Origin of the sequence: Moritella sp. F3, assembly GCF_015082335.1 — a bacterium.
Taxonomy (GTDB): Bacteria; Pseudomonadota; Gammaproteobacteria; order Enterobacterales; family Moritellaceae; genus Moritella.
Genome location: NZ_BLRL01000003.1, coordinates 85741 through 105588, shown reverse-complemented (window position 1 = coordinate 105588; position 19848 = coordinate 85741). Strand labels below are relative to the sequence as shown.

15 protein-coding genes are annotated in these 19848 nt (G+C 39.9%); 4 read left to right on the top strand and 11 right to left on the bottom strand.

The features are described from left to right. Positions 1 to 43: 43 nt before the first annotated feature. Both nosZ and nosR read right to left on the bottom strand, forming a co-directional pair. Entirely contained in the window at positions 44 to 1948 is a 1905-nt protein-coding gene (nosZ, locus tag JFU56_RS06725) for a TAT-dependent nitrous-oxide reductase (RefSeq protein ID WP_198436531.1), read from the bottom strand. Between the two features lie 76 nt (positions 1949 to 2024). After that, positions 2025 to 4211, bottom strand: a complete 2187-nt coding sequence (gene nosR, locus JFU56_RS06720) for a transcriptional regulator NosR (RefSeq protein WP_198436530.1) — start codon at positions 4209 to 4211, stop codon at positions 2025 to 2027. 745 nt (positions 4212 to 4956) lie between these two features. On the opposite strand from nosR, the gene JFU56_RS23035 reads away from it, so the two are divergent. After that, positions 4957 to 5319, top strand: coding sequence for a hypothetical protein (locus JFU56_RS23035; protein WP_242065891.1), 363 nt, complete (start codon positions 4957 to 4959; stop codon positions 5317 to 5319). Positions 5320 to 5425: 106 nt separating this feature from the next. On the opposite strand, the gene JFU56_RS06710 is transcribed toward JFU56_RS23035, so the two are convergent. The 8 genes from JFU56_RS06710 to betI form a co-directional block, all read right to left on the bottom strand. After that, a complete protein-coding gene (locus JFU56_RS06710) occupies positions 5426 to 6685 on the bottom strand; it encodes a glycine betaine/L-proline ABC transporter ATP-binding protein (RefSeq protein WP_198436529.1) in 1260 nt (419 codons plus the stop codon). Position 6686: 1 nt separating this feature from the next. Then, positions 6687 to 7577 (bottom strand): proline/glycine betaine ABC transporter permease, encoded by an 891-nt coding sequence (locus tag JFU56_RS06705; RefSeq protein WP_198436528.1) that lies wholly within the window; start codon positions 7575 to 7577, stop codon positions 6687 to 6689. Positions 7578 to 7633: 56 nt separating this feature from the next. Next, positions 7634 to 8638, bottom strand: coding sequence for an ABC transporter substrate-binding protein (locus JFU56_RS06700; RefSeq protein ID WP_198436527.1), 1005 nt, complete (start codon positions 8636 to 8638; stop codon positions 7634 to 7636). Positions 8639 to 8825: 187 nt separating this feature from the next. Beyond that, positions 8826 to 9302, bottom strand: a complete 477-nt coding sequence (locus JFU56_RS06695) for a MarR family winged helix-turn-helix transcriptional regulator (RefSeq protein ID WP_198436526.1) — start codon at positions 9300 to 9302, stop codon at positions 8826 to 8828. A 165-nt stretch (positions 9303 to 9467) separates the two neighbouring features. Next, positions 9468 to 10685, bottom strand: a complete 1218-nt coding sequence (locus JFU56_RS06690; protein WP_198436858.1) for a BCCT family transporter — start codon at positions 10683 to 10685, stop codon at positions 9468 to 9470. A 396-nt stretch (positions 10686 to 11081) separates the two neighbouring features. Further along, the gene (gene betA / locus JFU56_RS06685; RefSeq protein ID WP_198436525.1) at positions 11082 to 12773 is read right to left on the bottom strand and encodes a choline dehydrogenase; all 1692 of its coding nucleotides are present in this window, start codon (positions 12771 to 12773) and stop codon (positions 11082 to 11084) included. A gap of 61 nt (positions 12774 to 12834) precedes the next feature. Beyond that, the gene (gene betB / locus JFU56_RS06680) at positions 12835 to 14298 is read right to left on the bottom strand and encodes a betaine-aldehyde dehydrogenase (protein WP_198436524.1); all 1464 of its coding nucleotides are present in this window, start codon (positions 14296 to 14298) and stop codon (positions 12835 to 12837) included. Then, positions 14289 to 14894 (bottom strand): transcriptional regulator BetI, encoded by a 606-nt coding sequence (gene betI / locus JFU56_RS06675; protein WP_198436523.1) that lies wholly within the window; start codon positions 14892 to 14894, stop codon positions 14289 to 14291. The genes betB and betI overlap by 10 nt, the downstream gene beginning before the upstream one ends. Before the next feature lie 653 nt (positions 14895 to 15547). Here betI and JFU56_RS06670 point away from each other — a divergent pair. The 3 genes from JFU56_RS06670 to JFU56_RS06660 are packed head-to-tail and all read left to right on the top strand — an operon-like array spanning position 15548 to position 18886. Further along, positions 15548 to 16510 carry a hypothetical protein gene (locus JFU56_RS06670; RefSeq protein ID WP_198436522.1) on the top strand — a complete coding sequence of 321 codons (963 nt, stop codon included), beginning with the start codon at positions 15548 to 15550 and terminating at the stop codon, positions 16508 to 16510. After that, entirely contained in the window at positions 16510 to 18156 is a 1647-nt protein-coding gene (locus JFU56_RS06665; RefSeq protein ID WP_198436521.1) for a hypothetical protein, read from the top strand. The genes JFU56_RS06670 and JFU56_RS06665 overlap by 1 nt, the downstream gene beginning before the upstream one ends. Continuing rightward, positions 18104 to 18886 carry a hypothetical protein gene (locus JFU56_RS06660; RefSeq protein WP_198436520.1) on the top strand — a complete coding sequence of 261 codons (783 nt, stop codon included), beginning with the start codon at positions 18104 to 18106 and terminating at the stop codon, positions 18884 to 18886. Before JFU56_RS06665 ends, JFU56_RS06660 begins: the two co-directional genes overlap by 53 nt. Before the next feature lie 80 nt (positions 18887 to 18966). Here the strand turns inward: JFU56_RS06660 and JFU56_RS06655 are convergent, their stop codons facing one another. Next, complete coding sequence (locus tag JFU56_RS06655; protein ID WP_198436519.1) at positions 18967 to 19701, bottom strand: sporulation protein; 735 nt, start codon at positions 19699 to 19701, stop codon at positions 18967 to 18969. Between the last annotated feature and the right edge of the window lie 147 nt (positions 19702 to 19848).

Here is a 19848-nt window from a genome sequence, read left to right as displayed (position 1 = left end):
ACCTATACCTATTGTGGTCTAAGCCTTATCGCCTTTATTAACGCTACGCTTCAACCAGCATACGACCACGCATTTCCATGTGTAGCGCATGACAGAACCAGTTACAGTAATACCACTGCACGCCGGGTTTATTGGCAATAAAGGTGATTGAAGCAGTCGCTTGTGGACCGATCTCCATTTGTACACCATGGTTGGTCATACAGAAACCATGAGTAACGTCTTCAACCATATCCAAGTTAGTGACGACAACCGTGACTTCATCACCTAATTTAACCCTGAATTCATTCATCCCATACACGGGCGCAACAGAGGTCATGTACACTCGCACCTTGTTACCATCACGAATAACTTTGTTATCGGTCATTGTGTTAACACCATCGGCTTTCGCCATTGCCAGTGTATCGGCGAACATAGGATCATCACGTGTCCACAATTTCTGTGGTTTCACTTTACTACGGTGCACGATCATACAATCATGTGGTTCAGCGAATGTAGGACCATCGTGTACCAGTTTCATTTCATCACCAGAAATATCAATTAACTGATCATTTTCAGGACGTAAAGGACCTACAGGTAAGAAACGGTCTTTCGAGAATTTACATAAAGAAATCAGCCACTTACCATCAGCGTCACGGGTCTCACCTTGTGACGTATGGTTATGCCCTGGTTGATAATGCACATCGAGTTTTTGCTTAAGGTAATTTACTTTTTCGCCGTTGTGCGCACGGATCGCTTCTTCCACATCCCATTTGGCAATTTGGCTATCAAGGAATAACGTTGTATAAGCGTAACCACGGTTATCAAAGGCAGTATGCAGTGGACCTAAACCCAGTTCAGGCTCTGCCACTACGGTATCGCGCGGTTCAATTTTGTTATCGAACAAGGCATCAAGTTTATCAATCGCAATAATCGATACTGTTGGCGATAGCTTACCGTTAGCCACAAAGTATTTACCACTTGGCGAGGTATTCATGCCGTGTGGTGATTTTGGTACAGGGATATAACGCGTAAGCTCTGAACCTTTACGACCATCAAGTACAGGTACGTCATTACCATTATAAGTTTTGAATTTACCGGCCTTTAGCGCCGCTTCACAACGTGCCAAACTGAATACCACAACATGATCACGTTCAGACGCGATCATTTCACCTAAGCTCATGCCCATCTCTGAGTTGTAACAAGTCGAGGCGAAATACTTACCGTCATAATCGGCATCGGTATTATCTAAATTACCGTCGACCATAACTTGGAATGCCATTTCCATGGTGTCGGCATTAATAACATTGAACAGCGAACGATAAGTACTAACGTCTTCCATTGATGCTTTACCATCATTGTTCATTGGAATTTCAAACTCACCATTACAGATCACGTATTTAGTGTACGGTACTTTTTGCACTCGCAGGCCATGTACGGCTTGTACATTGGGCACTGTTAGCATTTTATCTGTTTTCATCACATCACAGCGAATACGTGCAACGCGTGAATTGGCTTTATCATTAATGAACACATATTTACCGTTATAATGGCCATCAGTCATGCTCATGTGAGGATGATGTGAATCTCCCGCTAAGATATGTGCACTTTCGCCTTTAATGCGTTTACTTTCGTTTGTTAAGCCCCAACCTGTCGCGCTATCAATATTAAACACCGGAATACGCATTAATTCACGCATTGAAGGTAAACCCATAATACGGACTTCGCCAGAATGACCACCACTCCAGAAGCCATAATACTCATCCAATTCGCCAGGATGAACCACAGGACTATTGGCATATTCAACACGCTTGGCTTGCGCCATTGATGAGAACATTGCTGCAGACATCGGGGCTAATACCGCGCCAGCGCCTAACATAGCGGTTTTGCTAAATAGACTACGGCGCTCTGCATTTTCTAATGTTGTTTCTTCTGACACTTCAATATTGTCGTTATTTTTATTATCAATCATAAGACTCTCCGTGATATTAAAATTGTTTTATTTTGATTCGACTAGGTGCTTTATTCTATTTTTGATTAAGCGTTCTTTATTCCGTGTTGGTAATAGCAATGATTTGCTCATCACTGATTTTTCTTTTCTTTCTTGCCAGTTTTTTCAATGGTGGACATTTTTCCTCATTAAAATATGTCACCTGACAATCTAGGCAGTAATGACACTCGCGCATATTGATCACGCCGTTTGGCTGTATGGCTTGGATCTCACACTCTTTGGCACAAGTTTTACACGGTTGACCACATTCAGAACGGCGTTTTAGCCACTGGAATAAACTCAATTTGCTCGGCACAGATAAGGCCGCGCCTAACGGACATAAATAACGACAAAATGTTTTGCGGTTAACTAGGCTGGTTAAGATCATCAAGCTTGCCCAGGCAATGAATGGCCACTCCCGATCAAATTTTAATAAGAAGGTTGTTTTGAAGGGTTCGATTTCTGAAAATTGTTCAGCCATCGCTAATGAGTCCAACGAGATACCAAACAAGGCTAATAAAATGAGGTATTTGATTGCCCACAAACGCTCATGCACGGCATAAGGTAATTCCAGTTGCGGTAATTTAATAAACCGACCAAACACATTCACCAATTCCTGCAAAGCGCCAAACGGGCATAACCAGCCGCAATAAACCGCCCGTCCCCATAACAGCATGGTGACAGCTGCGGCACACCACAAAATAAAGATGATCGGATCAAGTAAGAACAGATCCCATGAAAAGTCATGCATCAAGGCTTGTAAAAAAGTGAATACATTGACAATCGATAGCTGACCGCCCCATGACCAACCGATCAATACGACGGTAACAACTAGAAATCCATGACGTAAGTTGTGCATAAATTTAGGGTGTCGAACCAACACATCTTGGAAGAACAAGATCAGTAATAATACGACCAGCAAAGCAATCAGCACCACGACCTCGACATTTTTGTCTTGCCATACTTGCTGGGTGAGGCTTAACTCAGGTTCTGGCATAATTTCTGGCGGCGTATCAACGTATTTTTCCAGCATGTCATACTGACCTTTAAAGCTGTTAAATAAGCTATCGACGGGCCCTGTTTGACGACGAACTAACAACTCAAACGCCCATTCTGCACCAGGGTCAAACTCGTGATGCGCTTCGATTTTAAACACTGACATTTCTTGAAACTGTGGCGCACCAGCAATAAAGATGTCCGTCACCCGTTCATGCTGTAAATCTCGAAACGAAATAGCGTTATCTTGTTGATGGATTTGGATACGATCAAAAATACCGCCACGTACATAACCCGAGCCTTTAAAAGAGTAGCCATTACCGAATACACCGATTAAGTGTTCACCGGGTTTCAAAGGGTCTGTTAACCATTGGTAATCTGCAGCACTAAATAAATTTTTACCTATGGTTGGAATATCAATGAGGGTGTAATAGATCTCGGCAAACATATCTTGTTTTTCATCTGCACTGGCTTCATCTACGTGCTCAGCTGCGGTACCAGCAAAGCTGTTATCTACTGCATTACGATCCAAATATAACTTACGAATAGAGCCATCACCCGTTAACTGAGTCCAACTAGCATCGGTAAATAGTTCCGTTTTAATGGTTGAGATAGGCTGAATTATGCCATTCGACTTTTCGATAATAGCCAATGCTTGCGCAACTTTTTTGGCCGCCTTGGTGATACCAACATTCATCACCATCACAGTCACAGTTGCACCTGAAAGACCATCAATGGCAACGTAGTTTTCGTTTTTATTACCACCGACCTTTAATCTATCGCGCACTGATAGGCCAGCGTATTGCTCGGTAAATGCCCATAATTTACTCTCAGGAATACCAGCTAGAATAATGGGTTCATGATGTTCTAATACTTTGGCAGTGAGGTATGTGCCTTGTGGGTCGATTGCCACCAGCATATTAACGGGCTCACCAGAATAAGCAGGGATCTTAGCAATATCGTTGGTTTCAAACGCATAACCTAAGATTTCATCATTTTTACGCACTGTCCAGATAGGGTAACCACCGACTAGTGTTGGGGTTTTATCCGAGATAGCAGTGGCATCGGGGAATTGCGCCTGAATAAACGGCATGGGATCTTTGGGCGGACTAACAAATAACGCATAACTTGGCGGAATAAAACACGAGATAACCAGCAGCATCATAGTGGTAATAGCTAAGGCTACTTGCTTAAACAAGCCTTGCTGAAATATAGCTTTTTTATTCACTAAAGAGTTAACACTAACCACAATAATCGTCCCCTAATTTACAACTCATCAGGAATAAGTTGCTATCCATTAGGGGGCATAGTAAATAGTCAATGAAGGTGAGCGAATGACTTTAGTCAATTTTGCACTAACAACAGTTTCATTCAATAGAATACATTCAAGTTAATTGATTTCGATCATGTGAGAGCAACACAACGCCAACACCTTGACACCAAACATCACACACAGATGTAACATCAAGGGGCTTGCCGACTAGTGATATTGACCTCGCGCTATAAAACCACCCGTTTGATTTATTTAAAAAACCTGAAAATCTCATACTTTTTTGAGCATTGCCATACCTGAATATATGGGCTAAAGTAGCGCTGAATTTCAACGTAACACACTGTTATTAAGGTTAAAAAGTAATTAACTAACAGTACTTTTGCATGAGACTAATTAGATAAAATCTAATATCGTATAATTAAACAAGGATGTATAAAATGAAAGCAAAATCACTCTACTCGCTATTATTATCGAACTTTCTGTAGCAGGCTGTAGCTCTTCGACAGTAAAGCGTAATGCAGACCAAGTATTCCCACTTGAAGTAACAACAGCAGCACCTGCATTTATCTTCCCAATCAGTCTTCATGGCGTTCCAGGTGATACAGCTGAAGTTGGTTTAGCCATATCTTCAGGTGCGTTAACAGAATACGGTGCATCAGTCATTTCTGGTCAACAGTTATATAGTGTTGTAGGTAACCTTTCTTGGACGCTGGGTGAAAACATGCGTCGTCAAGCAAGCCAAGATAAACTCGAAATGACAGGTTCTGCAGAGCAGTATGCAATTGAACTTGATAAGAAAATGAAAACACTGACCGGAAAACTAAAAGCGTCAGGAGTGCTAACGAATAAAGATTATAACTTCAAATATGTAGTTGTTTTGCACGTTGATTCTGCAGGTGGCATTCCAATTCCGATGATGACGAAAGTAACTGCATTTGGTGGTGTGATGGATATGGATACACGTAAGATTGTGTCTTATATTGAAAAAGACTTAACATTATCTCAAGACGCCATTCTTGCGCAAATGCCTATCGAAATGAACAAAATCATTGCTGAGTTATTAGATAAACCAGAAGAAGCATAATCATTTCGATTTAAATAGCTGCACTTAAAGAGCTGTACTCAATGCCCATTACCTCTGACGACTGTAATGGGCATTTTCAACTAAGTACTTTAGTTATCAAGTAATACTAAGCGTGAGCAACCTTTTTCTCTTCGGCGTGTGGCTGGTCACTTAACACTTCAGCAAGTGCAGTACGACATAAATGCCCTTCCACTTCACCTTCTTCATTTAATACCGGTAGCGGTAAATTATTATCCAGCATCTCAGGAATAACAGATTCGATTAACGCATCACTTTGCACTGCAGGTACATCTTCTAATAAAGAAGCATCAAGCACATTACTGTAATCATTTTTATCGACACCGTCTAAAGTATCTTGGGTGAGCACGCCTTGGTAACCGTCTTCGTTAACGACGTAGCCATAATCTTGTTTTGACTTACGCATTTGTAAAACAGCTTCACCGATTGTTTCTGCTGAAATACGGCAAATTTGCGGCTGCATTACCGTTTCAACCGTTAATGCGCGCGCGCGATTCACGTCTTTAACAAAGGCTTCAACATAGTCATCAACAGGATTTAGTAAGATATCAACCGGCGTACCTTGCTGGACTAATATACCATCACGTAAGATAGCAATACGGTCACCGAGTCTTAATGCTTCATCGAGATCATGGGTAATAAAGACAATGGTTTTATGCAGCTTTTCCTGCAATTGTATTAACTGATCCTGCATTTCACTACGGATAAGCGGATCCAACGCGGAAAATGCTTCGTCCATGAGTAGAATGTCAGCATCGGTACACAAAGCGCGGGCTAAACCGACACGTTGTTGTTGACCACCAGAGAGCTGCCCAGGATACTGTTTAGCATAACCATCCAAGCCAACAGTTTCTAGCCACTGCGTTGCGCTCTTCTTCCATTCTGCCTTTTTGACACCTTGGACTTGAAGACCATAACCAATATTGTCTAATACAGTGCGATGTGGCATTAAACCAAAGCGTTGAAATACCATCGACATCTTATTGCGACGGAAATCTTGTAGGTCTTTACTCGATAATTGCATCACATCGCTGCCAGCAAGTTCGATTTCACCCGCAGTCGGTTCAATAAGGCGGTTAAAGTGACGGATCAATGTTGATTTACCCGACCCCGACAACCCCATTATCACGAATATCTCACCCGGGTATACATCTAAGTTAATATTAGATAAACCAACGGTATGACCTGTTTCAGCTAAAATGGCATCTTTTGATTTACCGGCTTTTACCTGTTCGAGTACCTTTTTTTCATCTTTACCAAAAATTTTATACAAATTCTTAATGCGAATTAGCGGGCTTTTACTCGGACAATTAATGTCATTCGAACTGCTCTTGTTATGCGAATTCATATTAGTGCCCTCCTAAGTTTTGTAGTGTACGTTTTGCGTAGCTTTGCGAGATACGGTCAAAGATAATAGCAAGAACAACAATCGCTAAACCATTCAATAAACCCAGTGTGAAGTATTGGTTGGTAATGGCTTTTAATACTGGCTGACCTAAACCTTTCACACCAATCATCGATGCGATCACAACCATCGCTAGCGCCATCATAATCGTTTGGTTGATACCAGCCATGATATTAGGCATTGCCAGTGGTAACTGCACACCGAACAAGCGTTGCATCGGGCTAGCACCATAAGCGGTTGCGGCCTCTAATACTTCTTTGTCTACAAGACGTATACCTAAATTGGTTAGACGAATAACAGGCGGTACCGCGTAAATAATAACGGCGATAACACCAGGGATTTTACCGATGCCAAGTAACATCACCACAGGGATCAAGTACACAAAGGCAGGCATGGTTTGCATAATATCGAGGATCGGCGTAACGCTTGATTGCACACGATCTGAACGCGACATCCAAATCCCAATTGGGATACCGATTAATACCGCGAGCAAGGTCGAGACCAAAATAATACTCATGGTGCGCATGGTGTTATCCCACATGCCAAAGAAACCGATAAGGAAGAAAGCGACAACAACGCCTAAGGTTAATTTCCAAGAACGACTAGCGGCATAAGCAAAAACTGCTAATACGCCAATCACCAGCCACCAAGGGCTGCCAAGTAATAATTTTTCAAACCAAATAAGAAAAGTAAGTAAAGGATCAAAAAATGCTTCAATACTATCTCCGTATTCACGCGAAAAACTGCGATAAGCACCATCCAATGTTTTTCTAATATCAAGTAATTGGCGGCGGTCTAACTGCGGTATTTCCGAAAGCCATGAACTGTCTGACATAATATGTATTTCCTAAGCTGAAAAAGCCCGAATCGTTCGGGCTATATAATGAAAGGCTATAGTTCTGACACTGCTTTCTTGATTTTTTTTGCGGTAGCTGAATCAACCCACTGAGACCAGGTATCTTCATAGTTTGTTAAGAAATGTTCAACACTGTATTCACCATCTGCTTGCTCGTCTTCCATCCAAGCAAGTAGTTCATTCATTTGCGCATTCTTAAATGCACGCGCATTAAGATAAGCCAGTGCTTCAGGCGCTCTTGCTGCAAACTTTTCAGTCACAACAGTATCAACTGCAGAAGGTGGGAACATGGTCGGTTTAGGATCTAAACAATCGTCTTGAGTAATACATTCTTTAAAATGTTTCTCATCGATGCCTGAACCAAAATCAACTTTAACCATATTGTATTTACCCAATACAGCCGTTGGCGCCCAGTAATAACCAAACCAAGCTTCTTTACGTTCATACGCTTTAGCAATCGAACCTGATAAGCCCGCGCCGGAACCAGGATCAATTAAATCAAAGCCATCATCAGCAAGATTCAATGCTTGGTATAGGTTCGTTGTGGTGATTTGACAATTCCAACCCGATGGACAAATCATAAAGGCTGATTTTTCTGGGTCTTCAGGGTGTTTGAACAGTTTAGCGTTAGCTTTGATCCCTGCAATTGTCGCTAAGCTAGGATCTTTCTCAACCATGTAGGCAGGAACCCAAAAGCCCTCTTCACCACCATCAGTCAATGTCGCACCGGCATAACGAATACGGCCTTCTTCAACACCTTTATCGAGCGCTGATTTCATTGCATTGCTCCAAAACTCAGGGGCAATATCCGGCTGACCTTTTTCAATCATAGCCGTACCTGTTGCCATGGTATCACCAGGGACAAGTTCAGCATCACAGCCAAAGCCATGCTCAAGAATGAAGCGATCAATATTAGCGATAATAGTTGCTGAATTCCAGCTCATGTCGGCAATAGTAACAGTGCCGCATTCACTTGCATTAGCGAAGGTAGAAAGAGAGGTAGAAGCGAGAAATAGAGTCGTAGCGAAAGTCTTCCGCATATAAATAATATCCTTATTATTGTATGAAGTGTCACCAATACTACAGTAATTTGCTGCTAAAATCTTTTAAAGTACTAAAGAAGTACTAAAAACCGTAAATATTCGTAAAAAATGTATACAAAAATTCATGACGATATTCACGGTAATAATGTCTTTTTTTATTATGCATATCAGACAGCTAGTCGTATTATTCTTCGGCCTGTATTTGACCAACTAATAACACTGGCGCAGCATCTAATTTTTCTGCATCCATCATCGAGGCAATACGTTCGACAGCGGATAATAGCTGACTCTGTTCCCACTCTTCAAGGTTTTGATAACGCGTAATGAAGTGGTCCTGTAATGGTTTCGGTGAACTGCTTAGCAAAGTGATACCTGCTTCACTTAATGACAAATGCACTTTCCGTTTATCGGTTTGACTGCGCGTTCTGATCACCAATTCTCGACTCTCAAGGCGATCTATAATCGTCGTCACAGTCGCTGCACTGAGCGCGATTTCTTTGGCAATATCTTTCGCTAGTGGTGCATCGAGTAAAGCAATATTTTGCATTACCATGAGCTGTGGTCCGGTTAAACCCGATTGTTTATTCAACTTGCGAGAATGTATATCAATAGCTCTGATCACTTGGCGTAATGACACTAATAATTCTTCGTACTTTTCCATAAATATAGCCTAATTGGTAACAATATTGATAATTGATAACAGGTAACATGTCATTTTTGCCACCATAACAGAAATTGACACCAGACTCATACTGCAAATAAAAAAAAAGCAAAATAACGCCTAAACGCTATTTTGCTTGTTTCAGAATTAAGCACAATTGATATGCTAGTTAGCTAATTCGATTTTATCGAAATCGATTTCATTCTCTTTTGGTGAATGTTCAATCGCCGCAACCTGTTTATATTTTTTCGCGATAATATACACGAAACAACCCAGAATAAGCGCGATAGCTAATGCACCAACCCATTGAATTTGTAAGAAATCCAATTTGAACAATAACGTTAAGCCACTCATCAGCGCCACGTTACCTATGATGTATTTAGCTTTACCAAAACGTGCTACGGTTAAGTTTAAATTATCAGTATAAAGTCGTACCAATGAATCCAGCGAGTTAATCACAAAGGTGATGCCCACTAATATCATTGCTAAGTTATAGAAACCTGTTGTCGCGATTTCATTAACGCTGTAATAGTAAAGTACCGAGAACCATACTGCGATTGGAATCGACGGGAATACCATCATCGCAATCAGTACTTGATAGGTTTTCATGCCACCAACAAAACGAGACGTGAATTGACCAATCATGATGCTCCAAGAGAACCACCAGAATAAGTAAAATTCATGATAATCATTCATCGGTAGAACAAAGTGATGTAAGTTACCAAAGTAATCCCCCAGTAAAGCAAAAGTAGTGGCAAATTCGCTTACGCTTGAACCTTCAGATAAGAACGCACCCGCCCACATTAAGACAATCAGGCCTAAAAACAACCAGGTACTGGCTAAACTTAAGATACGAACATAACGAATGCTCGTGCTTGAATAAACCGCTGCTGCGATAACGACAAATACAATCAGGTAGAAGCTACCCACTATCGTTTCGCCATCACCTAATTCAGGTAAATACCAAGGTAAGTTAGTCAGTAACAAGTAAGCAGTAAAGGCACACGTACCAATAATGATAAAGTTGTTGATGAATTTAATCAGTGGGATCTCAAAGAATTTAACTCTTGGTTCAATAACGCAAAAATAGAAACACGTTAAAAAGTAGAACGCCCAAATTAAGAATGCCCAGAACCCAAACTCAATCGCCAGTGGATTACTAAAGCTGTATTCAGGACTTGCAGTAAGGTTCGCATAACCAGCAAACTCAGTCAGTGGGAACATGATCAGTCCCACGTCTAGTCCTGAAGTAAACAAAATAGCAATAAAGGTAAATGTACGCACCGGTGTTACACCTACGCACTTAACATTACCCCAACGGTAAATCACAAATGCAATTGCAGCAAAGGTAAACAAAATACCTATCGTAAGCCAAGTAGTCATCATTTAAACTCCATGTAATGGTTTTATACTTTTACATAAAAGAGCTATATAGCTATCTATACAACTCTTCACATAACTATTCATGTAAAAACAATAAAACGATAAAATATAAACGGATGTCCTTGTTTATATTTTATAATTGCCTAGCTCAATGTTTAAGTTAGTCATACTCTTCATCCATTAATAAGGAATTAAGATTGCACTACCCCTCAAACCTTAAATATCGGATTGACGATATTTAAACCCTGATGAATTGAGTTTAGCGTTAAAGACCATTTAGCCAGAACGGCTTAGGCTGGTCAGATACCTAGATAACTAACGCGCTTTTTTCACAGCGCATTAGCAGTACTTTTATCAACCCTATTTTCATAAGGTCGACTCAAACGAAACCTAGCTTTAAGCAGGCTGTCGTTTTGGTTGTTGTAATCGTTGTGTACTCTGCCATTCTGGCGCAACTGTCACTGTCGTCTCATCAGCTTTGAGCATAGTATTACCCAAGATAATATCTGCTGCGCGCTCAGCTAACATGATCGTTGGCGAGTTCAAATTGCCATTTGGAATAGTCGGAAAAATAGAGGAGTCAACCACCCTTAACCCGTCAATACCATGCACCTTGGTGTCTGAATCAACGACAGCCATCGCGTCTTCACCCATCTTGCACGAACAAGAAGGATGGTAAGCACTTTCAACCGTACTTCTCACAAAGCTGTCAATCTCTTCATCTGTTTGGATCGCAGTACCAGGCTGGATCTCTTCACCGCGGAATTCGTCTAGCCCAGGTTGATTGATTATTTCACGTGTTAAGCGTACACACGCTCGAAACGCTTCAATATCTTCGGCTTCAGACAGATAGTTAAACTGAATATGTGGTGCCACGTGCGCATCTTTTGATACGACTTTGACAAAACCACGGCTCTTGGGTTTGTTGTGGCCAACATGCACCTGAAAACCATGACCCGCAAACGCTTCTTTACCGTCATAACGCATTGCAGCTGGTAAAAAATGATACTGTAGATCAGGCCACTCTAAACCCGGTTTTGAACGAATAAAACCACAAGACTCAAAGTGATTCGTCGCGCCTAAACCCGATTTATTAAAGAACCAACGCGCACCAATAAAGAGTTTATTTAATGGGTCTAATTTACCGTTCAATGAAATCGGTTTAAGGCATTTAAATTGGAAGTAAAACTCAAGATGATCCTGTAAGTTCTCACCAACGCCTGGCAGTTCATGTATTTGCTCAATACCCGCATCAGCTAAGGTACTTGCTTTACCGATACCCGATAACTGCAGAATATGCGGTGAACCAACAGAACCAGCAGACAAGATGACTTCTTTATTACAATGTAAAGTCGTTAGTTTGCCCTTACGTTCAAACTCGATACCAACAGCTTGTTTACCTTCAAACACGACTTTGTGTACCAAAGCATGGGTGATCACCGTTAAATTACTACGTTGCATAGCGGGTCTTAAATACGCATTTGCAGTCGACCAACGCACACCTTTTTTAATGGTCATGTGCATTGGGCCAAAACCCTCTTGCTGTTTACCGTTGTAGTCATTCGTTGCCATGTAACCGGCATCAACACCCGCATCAACAAACGCTTTATATAACGGGTTTTTCATGTTGTTACCGTTATTAACGGCAAGTGGTCCATTGTCACCACGGTATTCATCACCGCCAAATGCCCAGCTTTCCGCTTTTTTAAAATAAGGTAAGCAATTGCTATAATCCCAATTTTTCGCGCCTGACTGCTGCCATTCGTCAAAATCACGCGCATGACCACGCACGTAAACCATGCCGTTAATAGAAGATGAGCCGCCTAATACCTTGCCTCGAGGACAATGCATACGACGGTTGTCTAACGTCGGTTCCGCTTGGGTTTCAAACTGCCATGCGTATTTATTACTGTTCATCGGAATAGATAACGCAGTAGGCATTTGAATAAAAATACTCTTGTCACTGCCACCCGTTTCTAGCAGTAATACTTTGTTGGCTGGATCGGCAGATAAACGATTCGCTAATACACAACCAGCACTACCCGCGCCAACAATAATGTAATCGTACAATCCTTGTGATGTAGTCATAACCTTTCCTTAAAATTAAAACTTAAAACAATCTGTTAAAATATAGCCTTAATAAGACGTCTTAAAATGGGCTTTCAAGTGGTTGCATACCAACATACACAGCTTTAATCTGGGTATATGCTTTTAACGTTTCACTGCCATTCTCGCGGCCAATACCTGACATCTTATAACCGCCAACAGGCATTTCTGCAGGTGAAGCGCCATACGCATTAATCCAACAGATACCCGCTTCCATTTGATGAATAACACGGTGAGCACGGGTAATGTCTTGAGTGAATACACCCGCAGCTAAGCCCAAACGCGTGTCATTAGCACGGCGTACGACTTCATCTTCATCTGAGAAGGTAAATACCGACATCACAGGACCAAAAATCTCTTCTTTGCTTAGTGTCATTTCATCAGTGCACTGAGTAAAAATAGTGGGTGCAACAAAATAACCATTTGGTGCATTGTCAGGTTTTAAAGCATGACCACCGGTAAGCAGTTCAGCCCCTTCTGATTTGCCAATTTCGATAAAGTTAAGCACTTTTTCTTGATGATCTTTCGATATTAAGGCACCAAAGTTAGTCTCTGGATCCATCGGATCACCACAGATAATGTTGTTCTCTGTGCGTTGACGTAGTTTTTCGATAAAACGTGGATAAATGGCATCTTGCACAAATACACGCGTACCGTTGGTGCATACTTCACCTTGGGTATAGAAGTTCGCTAACATTGCAGCGGATACAGCGTTATCAATATCGGCGTCATCAAAGATAATTAGCGGTGATTTACCACCGAGTTCCATCGTCACTTCTTTCAATGATCCAGCAGCGGCAGCCATTACTTTTTTGCCTGTACCCACTTCACCTGTGAAAGATACTTTCGCAATCTCGTCATGCGTCGTTAACCAAGCGCCTACGCGGCCATCACCTTGCACAACGTTAAATACGCCATGAGGTACGCCTGCATCGGTAAATACTTCTGCTAATTTTATCGCACCACGTGGTGTTTCTTCTGATGGTTTGAAGATCATGACATTACCACAAGCTAGTGCCGGTGCAGCTTTCCAGCAGGCAATTTGTAGCGGGTAGTTCCAAGCGCCAATACCAGCGCAGATGCCTAGAGGCTCACGACGGGTATAGTAAAAATCATCACCAACCTGCTGTTGATTACCTTCAATGCTTGGTGCAAGACCGGCAAAAAATTCGATTGAATCAGCACCAGTCACGACATCAACTACAGAGGCTTCTTGCCAAGGTTTACCGGTGTCGTGTACTTCGATAGCTGCTAACTCATCATTACGTTCACGTAACAAAGCCACTGCTTTTAATAAAATACGGCTACGCTCCATCGGCGTCATTTTTGACCACGTTGCAAAACCTGCTTTAGCACTGTCAATGGCAGCTTGCTGAACACTTGCATCTGCAACTTCAACTAAATAACTCACCTCTCCGGTGGCAGGATTGATAACGTCAAAGGTTTCACCCGTTTCATTGGCGATAGACTGTCCGTGGACATAATTTTGATAAGTAATTAACGACATTGATTTTCTCCGTGCGGTGTGATCACCGCCTCGATAAAGGCTTTACATAAGATTTGGGCTTGTTCGAATTCTTGTTCAGGATCATGGCTTAATGCACTGCGTAACCAGAAACCATCAATCATCGCTGCAGCTTGTTTAGCACAATTAATAGCAGTCTCCTCTGGCATGAGTTGTTTGAATGAAAAGGCCAGGTTGCTATACAAGCGTTTGCAATTAATATTTTGCAGTCTGGCTAATCCTGGATCATGTACTGCTTGTGACCAGAAACTTAACCAGGTTTTTGTTGCAGCGGTCGAACGTTGAAATTCAGTAAAATTAGATTCGACGATCATTGACAAGCGCTGCGCTGGAGATAAGTTTTTACCTAAGATGCGACTTAACAATGCTTGCTTTAGTTCTTCGAGTAGATATTTGAGTGTTGCTTCAATCAGACCTTGTTTACCACCAAAATAATGGCTGATAAGGCCAGATGATAATCCAGCTAATCCACTAATGGTGTTAATTGTTGTGTGGTGTAAACCGTGACGTTCAACCGAGATCAACGTCGCGTCGATCAGTTGTTGTTGCCTCACAGTTTTCATTTCAGGTCTTGGCATAAAAAGTAACACTCCATGTTCAGCTTAAAGTCATTATCTATGTTTAATTTTTGTGAATAAACGTTATGATAAATAGTTAATTGAACGTTCAATTAACTACAACTATAATAGTTAGAGCTGTAACTATCAACCCCATTCTTAATCACTTAAGCGCTTAGTATAAAATAACGAATACATTAAACCCCAACGAAAAATAGATTAAACCACTGTTTTAAAAGAACAATACACCAAGGTTAAATTTAGGTTAATCATGGGTAATGCAGTGGTAAATAAATTAATAGTTTCAACCATAATCATTATAAAAGTGACTAAATCGGCTAAATTAAAACAATTAAATAACATTGATATCAGGCTTAAGTATTTTAGCTGGGGGAAAGTATTTATATTTTCAATTGGAATATATTGCAGAATTAAATGAAGAAAAATACAGTTTTAAGCACTGATAAAAACATCAAAACAACCCTCCCAATTATAGGTATCTGATCTTCTAATTTATAGTGCAAAAAACGCTAATAACCCATCGATAAATAATGTACTTTATAATACTTTATAACATTGAAATAATAGGGTTTTTTATGCATAAGTGATTATATTTATGTTAGGATTCAGCGCTTTCTTATACTGCTTAGTATTATTTATTTCTTGGGGGAATATTGAAGAAAAATACAAATATTATTTTTTCTATTTTATTGGTTGGATGCTCCTCTACTCAAAGTCATAGCGAGAGTCCATTAAATGATAATTTAAAAGAAAGCGTTCAATTTGAACAAGTAGCTGAACAAGAGCAACAGCCTGAGCAACAACCTGAGCAACAGCCTGAGCAGCAACCTGAGCAACAGCCTGAGCAGCAACCTGAGCAACAGCCTGAGCAGCAACCTGAGCAACAGCCTGAGCAGCAACCTGAGCAACAGCCTGAGCAGCAACCTGAGCAACAGCCTGAGCAGCAACCTGAGCAACAGCCTGAGCAGCAACCTGAGCAACAGCCTGAAAAAAAATCAGAAAAGCTACCAGACTATACAAAATTATTAGCACCACCAGCGCTACCGATTGTAACACCTGAAATTAAAGCGCCTAAAAAATTGAACCATCCTTTAAATAACTCTAATAAGCTTATTTTTATGCTTGGTCAAGATTCCGAAGGGTTTTATTTATACGGTGAAGGGCCGATTATCAAAGGTGCCTTTAATAAATTTAAGCGTTATGTAGCGCATTACGATAATCAAAATATAAAACTAGATAGATTAATGCTGCACAGCCCTGGGGGATTAGTTAATGAGGGCTTACAAATTGGTGGTTACATCCGTCAGAATAAGTGGACGACTGATAGTGATCAATATATGAAATGCTATTCATCCTGTGGATTTATTTTTGCGGCAGGTGTTAAAAAACGGATTCAAGCAGGAGCTGAAGTTGGTTTTCATCGCCCGTATGACCCAAGTAAAACTGACACACCAGAGTTCATTGAAATGGTGTATGAAGAGTACAAACCATACTGGGGGTATATTCAGGGTTCTCCTGAATTATACGATATTTTCATGAAGGGTTATGGTCGAGAAGATATGCTTGTATTAAAAGCAGGTTCAATAAATAAATATATGACTGTTGAGACATATTAATGCTAGAAAAATTTAAATCATTAGAGAATAAATCACTAGATAAACTACCTCTTCAGATTATGCTAATCGTGATGGGAGTCTTGGTAGTATTATTTAATGTTATGGGTTACGAAATATTATTTTATGATGATCCGTGGTTTGGTATTGCATCACCTTTTGGCATTTTATTAGGGGTGACGGAGTTTGCAGTATTACTTTGGACATCAGCAGTAATTAAAGACTGGTGTAACTCCAGCTGGATACTTAAATCCTTAATTTGGCTACTTGTTCCAGCATTCGCGATGCTTTGTTATTTTGGTATAAATAGTTATTTAAATACTTTAGCAACTGCCGATATTAGACAAGTATTAGAGGTCAAAACTCGTAATGCTAATAATGATGAATATTTAGTCAGTGCTAGAAATGAAAAAAATACCATCGAAACTCAATTGTCTAACCTTAGTAATAAAAATGAAGCCATAAGCAATAAAATTAGCGATATTAATAGACAAATAAACACCAATAATAGCGCCGCAAGTGAACGACGTTTAAAAGCAACCGACTGCTCATTAGTCGCGGATTGTGCTTCATCGGTTTTAGCCTTTCAAGATCAAGCAAAACGCTTAAATAATGAATTACCAAACCTTATAAAGTCTCAAAATAAAAATTCAGAACGGATTCATAAACTAGAAAATCAATTAGATGATATTCTAATTGAAATCAAAGAGCTGAAACGTTCTTCTACAATAGCGATCAACCAACACGCAGGTACTGAATCAACATTCATGATGAAAAAGAAAGCTTATGAAGATATTGTATTATCGATCACAGGCTGGTTTAACTGGATACCATCAGATCCATTTAATATTTTTATTGGATTTATTTCAGCTTTAATATACCCAGTTTATTTTATCCTAAATTTATTCTTGGCATTAAACTCAGAGAGTAATATTGCTGCTCGAAATATTCGTAAATCATTACGACAAGAGCGTAAATCGTTACGACAAACTGTATTAAACAAGATATTAAAATATCAGCGAACTCGAGTACTTCGAGCTAAAAAGTCAGTACTAGCTCGAAAATCTAGACGCAATACACTCTATTCAAAATATATAAAATACTTCCGAGTTTGGGCTCACCGACGTAAAAAAGTGATTGAAAAAGAAATAGAAAAAATTATCGAAGTTGAAACATTTGTAGATCGTGACGTTGATAAAATCATTGAAATCGAAGTCGAAAAAGAAGTAGAAATAATCGTTGAAGTCGAAGTTATCAAAGAAATTGAAATTGAGAAAATAGTTGAAAAAATTAAAGAGGTTGAAGTTCGAGTTGAAGTGCCTGTAGAGGTTGATCGTATTGTTAAGGTACCGACAGAAGTACCTGTTTATGTAGATAAGATAAAAAAAGTACCTGAACCTATTTTTATTAAAGATCCACAAATAATCATTCATGAACGTGTTATCCCTGTACCAGAAAATATAACAGGTGCTCAACTTGAGGAATTACTAAATGCGCAGCCTAGACTTAACGAAGATGCACGAACTGCAGAGAGAAACGTTGTTATCCCAAGCAAAGACAAAGGACACTCTAAGACAGCAGAATCAAGACCAGAAAGTGATAGAGCAGCAGCGGCAGACGAGAGAGACAGAACAGCAGAACCAGCTTAAAGAGCAAGATGAAAAAAGACAGCAAAGTTTTGAACAAAGAGAGAATGAAAAAAATACTGAATTAAAAAATAAAATGGATGAGTTGCAAGCTCAATTAGAACGAGATAAAAAGGCTCATCTGGCTGAATTACAAAAACAAAAAGAAGAGCTTGAATCTCAAAAAGAAAACTCAGAAAAAGAACTTGAAATTAAGCAAACTCAATCGACTAAAAGTAATATTGAAAATGATATTGCCGATAAAAATAATAAACGATTGATTCAAAAGGAAGAAACTAAATCTAAAATAGCTAGGGATAAACTGGACGAGGATCGCATGCGTCGTGAAGAAAATGACATGCGTTCAGAATCTCGTAGAAAACGAGTTTGGGGTTGGCTAAAAATGATTTTAATCGGTTTATTGATTATCTTTCTTATTATTTTACTTTTGTTAGGTTTATACAGAACTTATCGATGGGCGGTTGAAGCACCTATTATTAAAACAGTTGAAAAACGTATAGAAATTCCCGTTGAAGTCGAGAAGATAGTTGAAACACGTATAGAAGTACCCGTAGAAATTGAAAAGATTGTGGAAAAAATCGTAGAAAAAGAAGTTGAGGTAATTCCCGATGAATGTACGCAGATCCGCAGAAATGGTAAAGTTTATGTAAGTTGTGATGGCGTGACTGTAAATGGCTCATCAACAATCAGTGAGAGTGGTATTGGTGATATACCTGACTTAGTAACCGAATAACCTCTTCTCAAGTATCTAATATCGAATACCTATTACAATGTTCTGTTGTAATAGGTATTCATCGCTACACCCTTGGTAACTTAAATCAAGTAATCGACTAGGTCGTCAATTTCAGCATCAGATGCGTGAATTGAGATATCAAAACTTTTATAAGTATCACCTCTTAACACACGATCAATCTCGGCTAAACCGTAAATAGTATCCCCCTTGATTGCAAAGCTAAGCTCGAGTTCACCACGACTAAATATACTGCTTTTACGAAATTCTATTTCTTGATATGCACCAGACTCGTTGGTAAATCCAGACATCGAAATACTGCCAGATTCCATGTCAGTTTTAACGAGTTTTAAGTCTTTATCTTCGATAAGTTTACTAATAATACCTGCGATAGTAGGTAAAGGGAGAACATGAATAACGTCCTTATCGCTTGCATCAATAGCATAATCAATATCAAGTTCAGTATCCAACCAAACAGCGCATTGGTTGTTACTCACAGCCAGAGTCGTGATCGGCGCTTCCGGGTGTAAATCAAATTCAAAATCAAAACGATACTCAGTATCTGCCTTAGCATCAAACGCGTCTGCAATACGGTACTGTGCTAATTCATGGTCAACAAATTCAATATTATCATCGATTTCTTGTTTCACTTTAGTCATTAAACAAATCGTGATGGCTTCAATGCTTTGATCTACGTTACCGCCGAGTACTTTTACATGACCTGATACCAGACCACCTTGAAGCACTTCATTATGATCGAGAATGGTATCTACTTTTGCCCCACCAAAACCCAGTGCTGCTGATATATTTTTGAACATACTATCCTCGTTATTTAATTTAATACATGTGAGTAGGTATAATTTAATGCTAGCTCAGAATACCGCTTTATTGACTCGCATAATAGCCTTTAATAAGCGGTTGTTGAAGTGAGAATGAAAAAAGCCTGCGATTAAACAGGCTTCAAT

Bases quoted from the DNA above. Each gene is read 5' to 3' on its own strand.
- betI (WP_198436523.1), bottom strand. From the start codon at position 14,894: ATGCCAAGACCTGAAATGAAAACTGTGAGGCAACAACAACTGATCGAC.
- betA (WP_198436525.1), bottom strand. From the start codon at position 12,773: ATGACTACATCACAAGGATTGTACGATTACATTATTGTTGGCGCGGGT.
- JFU56_RS06700 (WP_198436527.1), bottom strand. From the start codon at position 8,638: ATGCGGAAGACTTTCGCTACGACTCTATTTCTCGCTTCTACCTCTCTT.
- JFU56_RS06690 (WP_198436858.1), bottom strand. From the start codon at position 10,685: ATGACTACTTGGCTTACGATAGGTATTTTGTTTACCTTTGCTGCAATT.
- JFU56_RS23035 (WP_242065891.1), top strand. From the start codon at position 4,957: ATGCGTCGTCAAGCAAGCCAAGATAAACTCGAAATGACAGGTTCTGCA.
- JFU56_RS06695 (WP_198436526.1), bottom strand. From the start codon at position 9,302: ATGGAAAAGTACGAAGAATTATTAGTGTCATTACGCCAAGTGATCAGA.
- betB (WP_198436524.1), bottom strand. From the start codon at position 14,298: ATGTCGTTAATTACTTATCAAAATTATGTCCACGGACAGTCTATCGCC.
- JFU56_RS06710 (WP_198436529.1), bottom strand. From the start codon at position 6,685: ATGAATTCGCATAACAAGAGCAGTTCGAATGACATTAATTGTCCGAGT.
- JFU56_RS06705 (WP_198436528.1), bottom strand. From the start codon at position 7,577: ATGTCAGACAGTTCATGGCTTTCGGAAATACCGCAGTTAGACCGCCGC.
- JFU56_RS06665 (WP_198436521.1), top strand. From the start codon at position 16,510: ATGCTAGAAAAATTTAAATCATTAGAGAATAAATCACTAGATAAACTA.
- JFU56_RS06655 (WP_198436519.1), bottom strand. From the start codon at position 19,701: ATGTTCAAAAATATATCAGCAGCACTGGGTTTTGGTGGGGCAAAAGTA.
- nosZ (WP_198436531.1), bottom strand. From the start codon at position 1,948: ATGATTGATAATAAAAATAACGACAATATTGAAGTGTCAGAAGAAACA.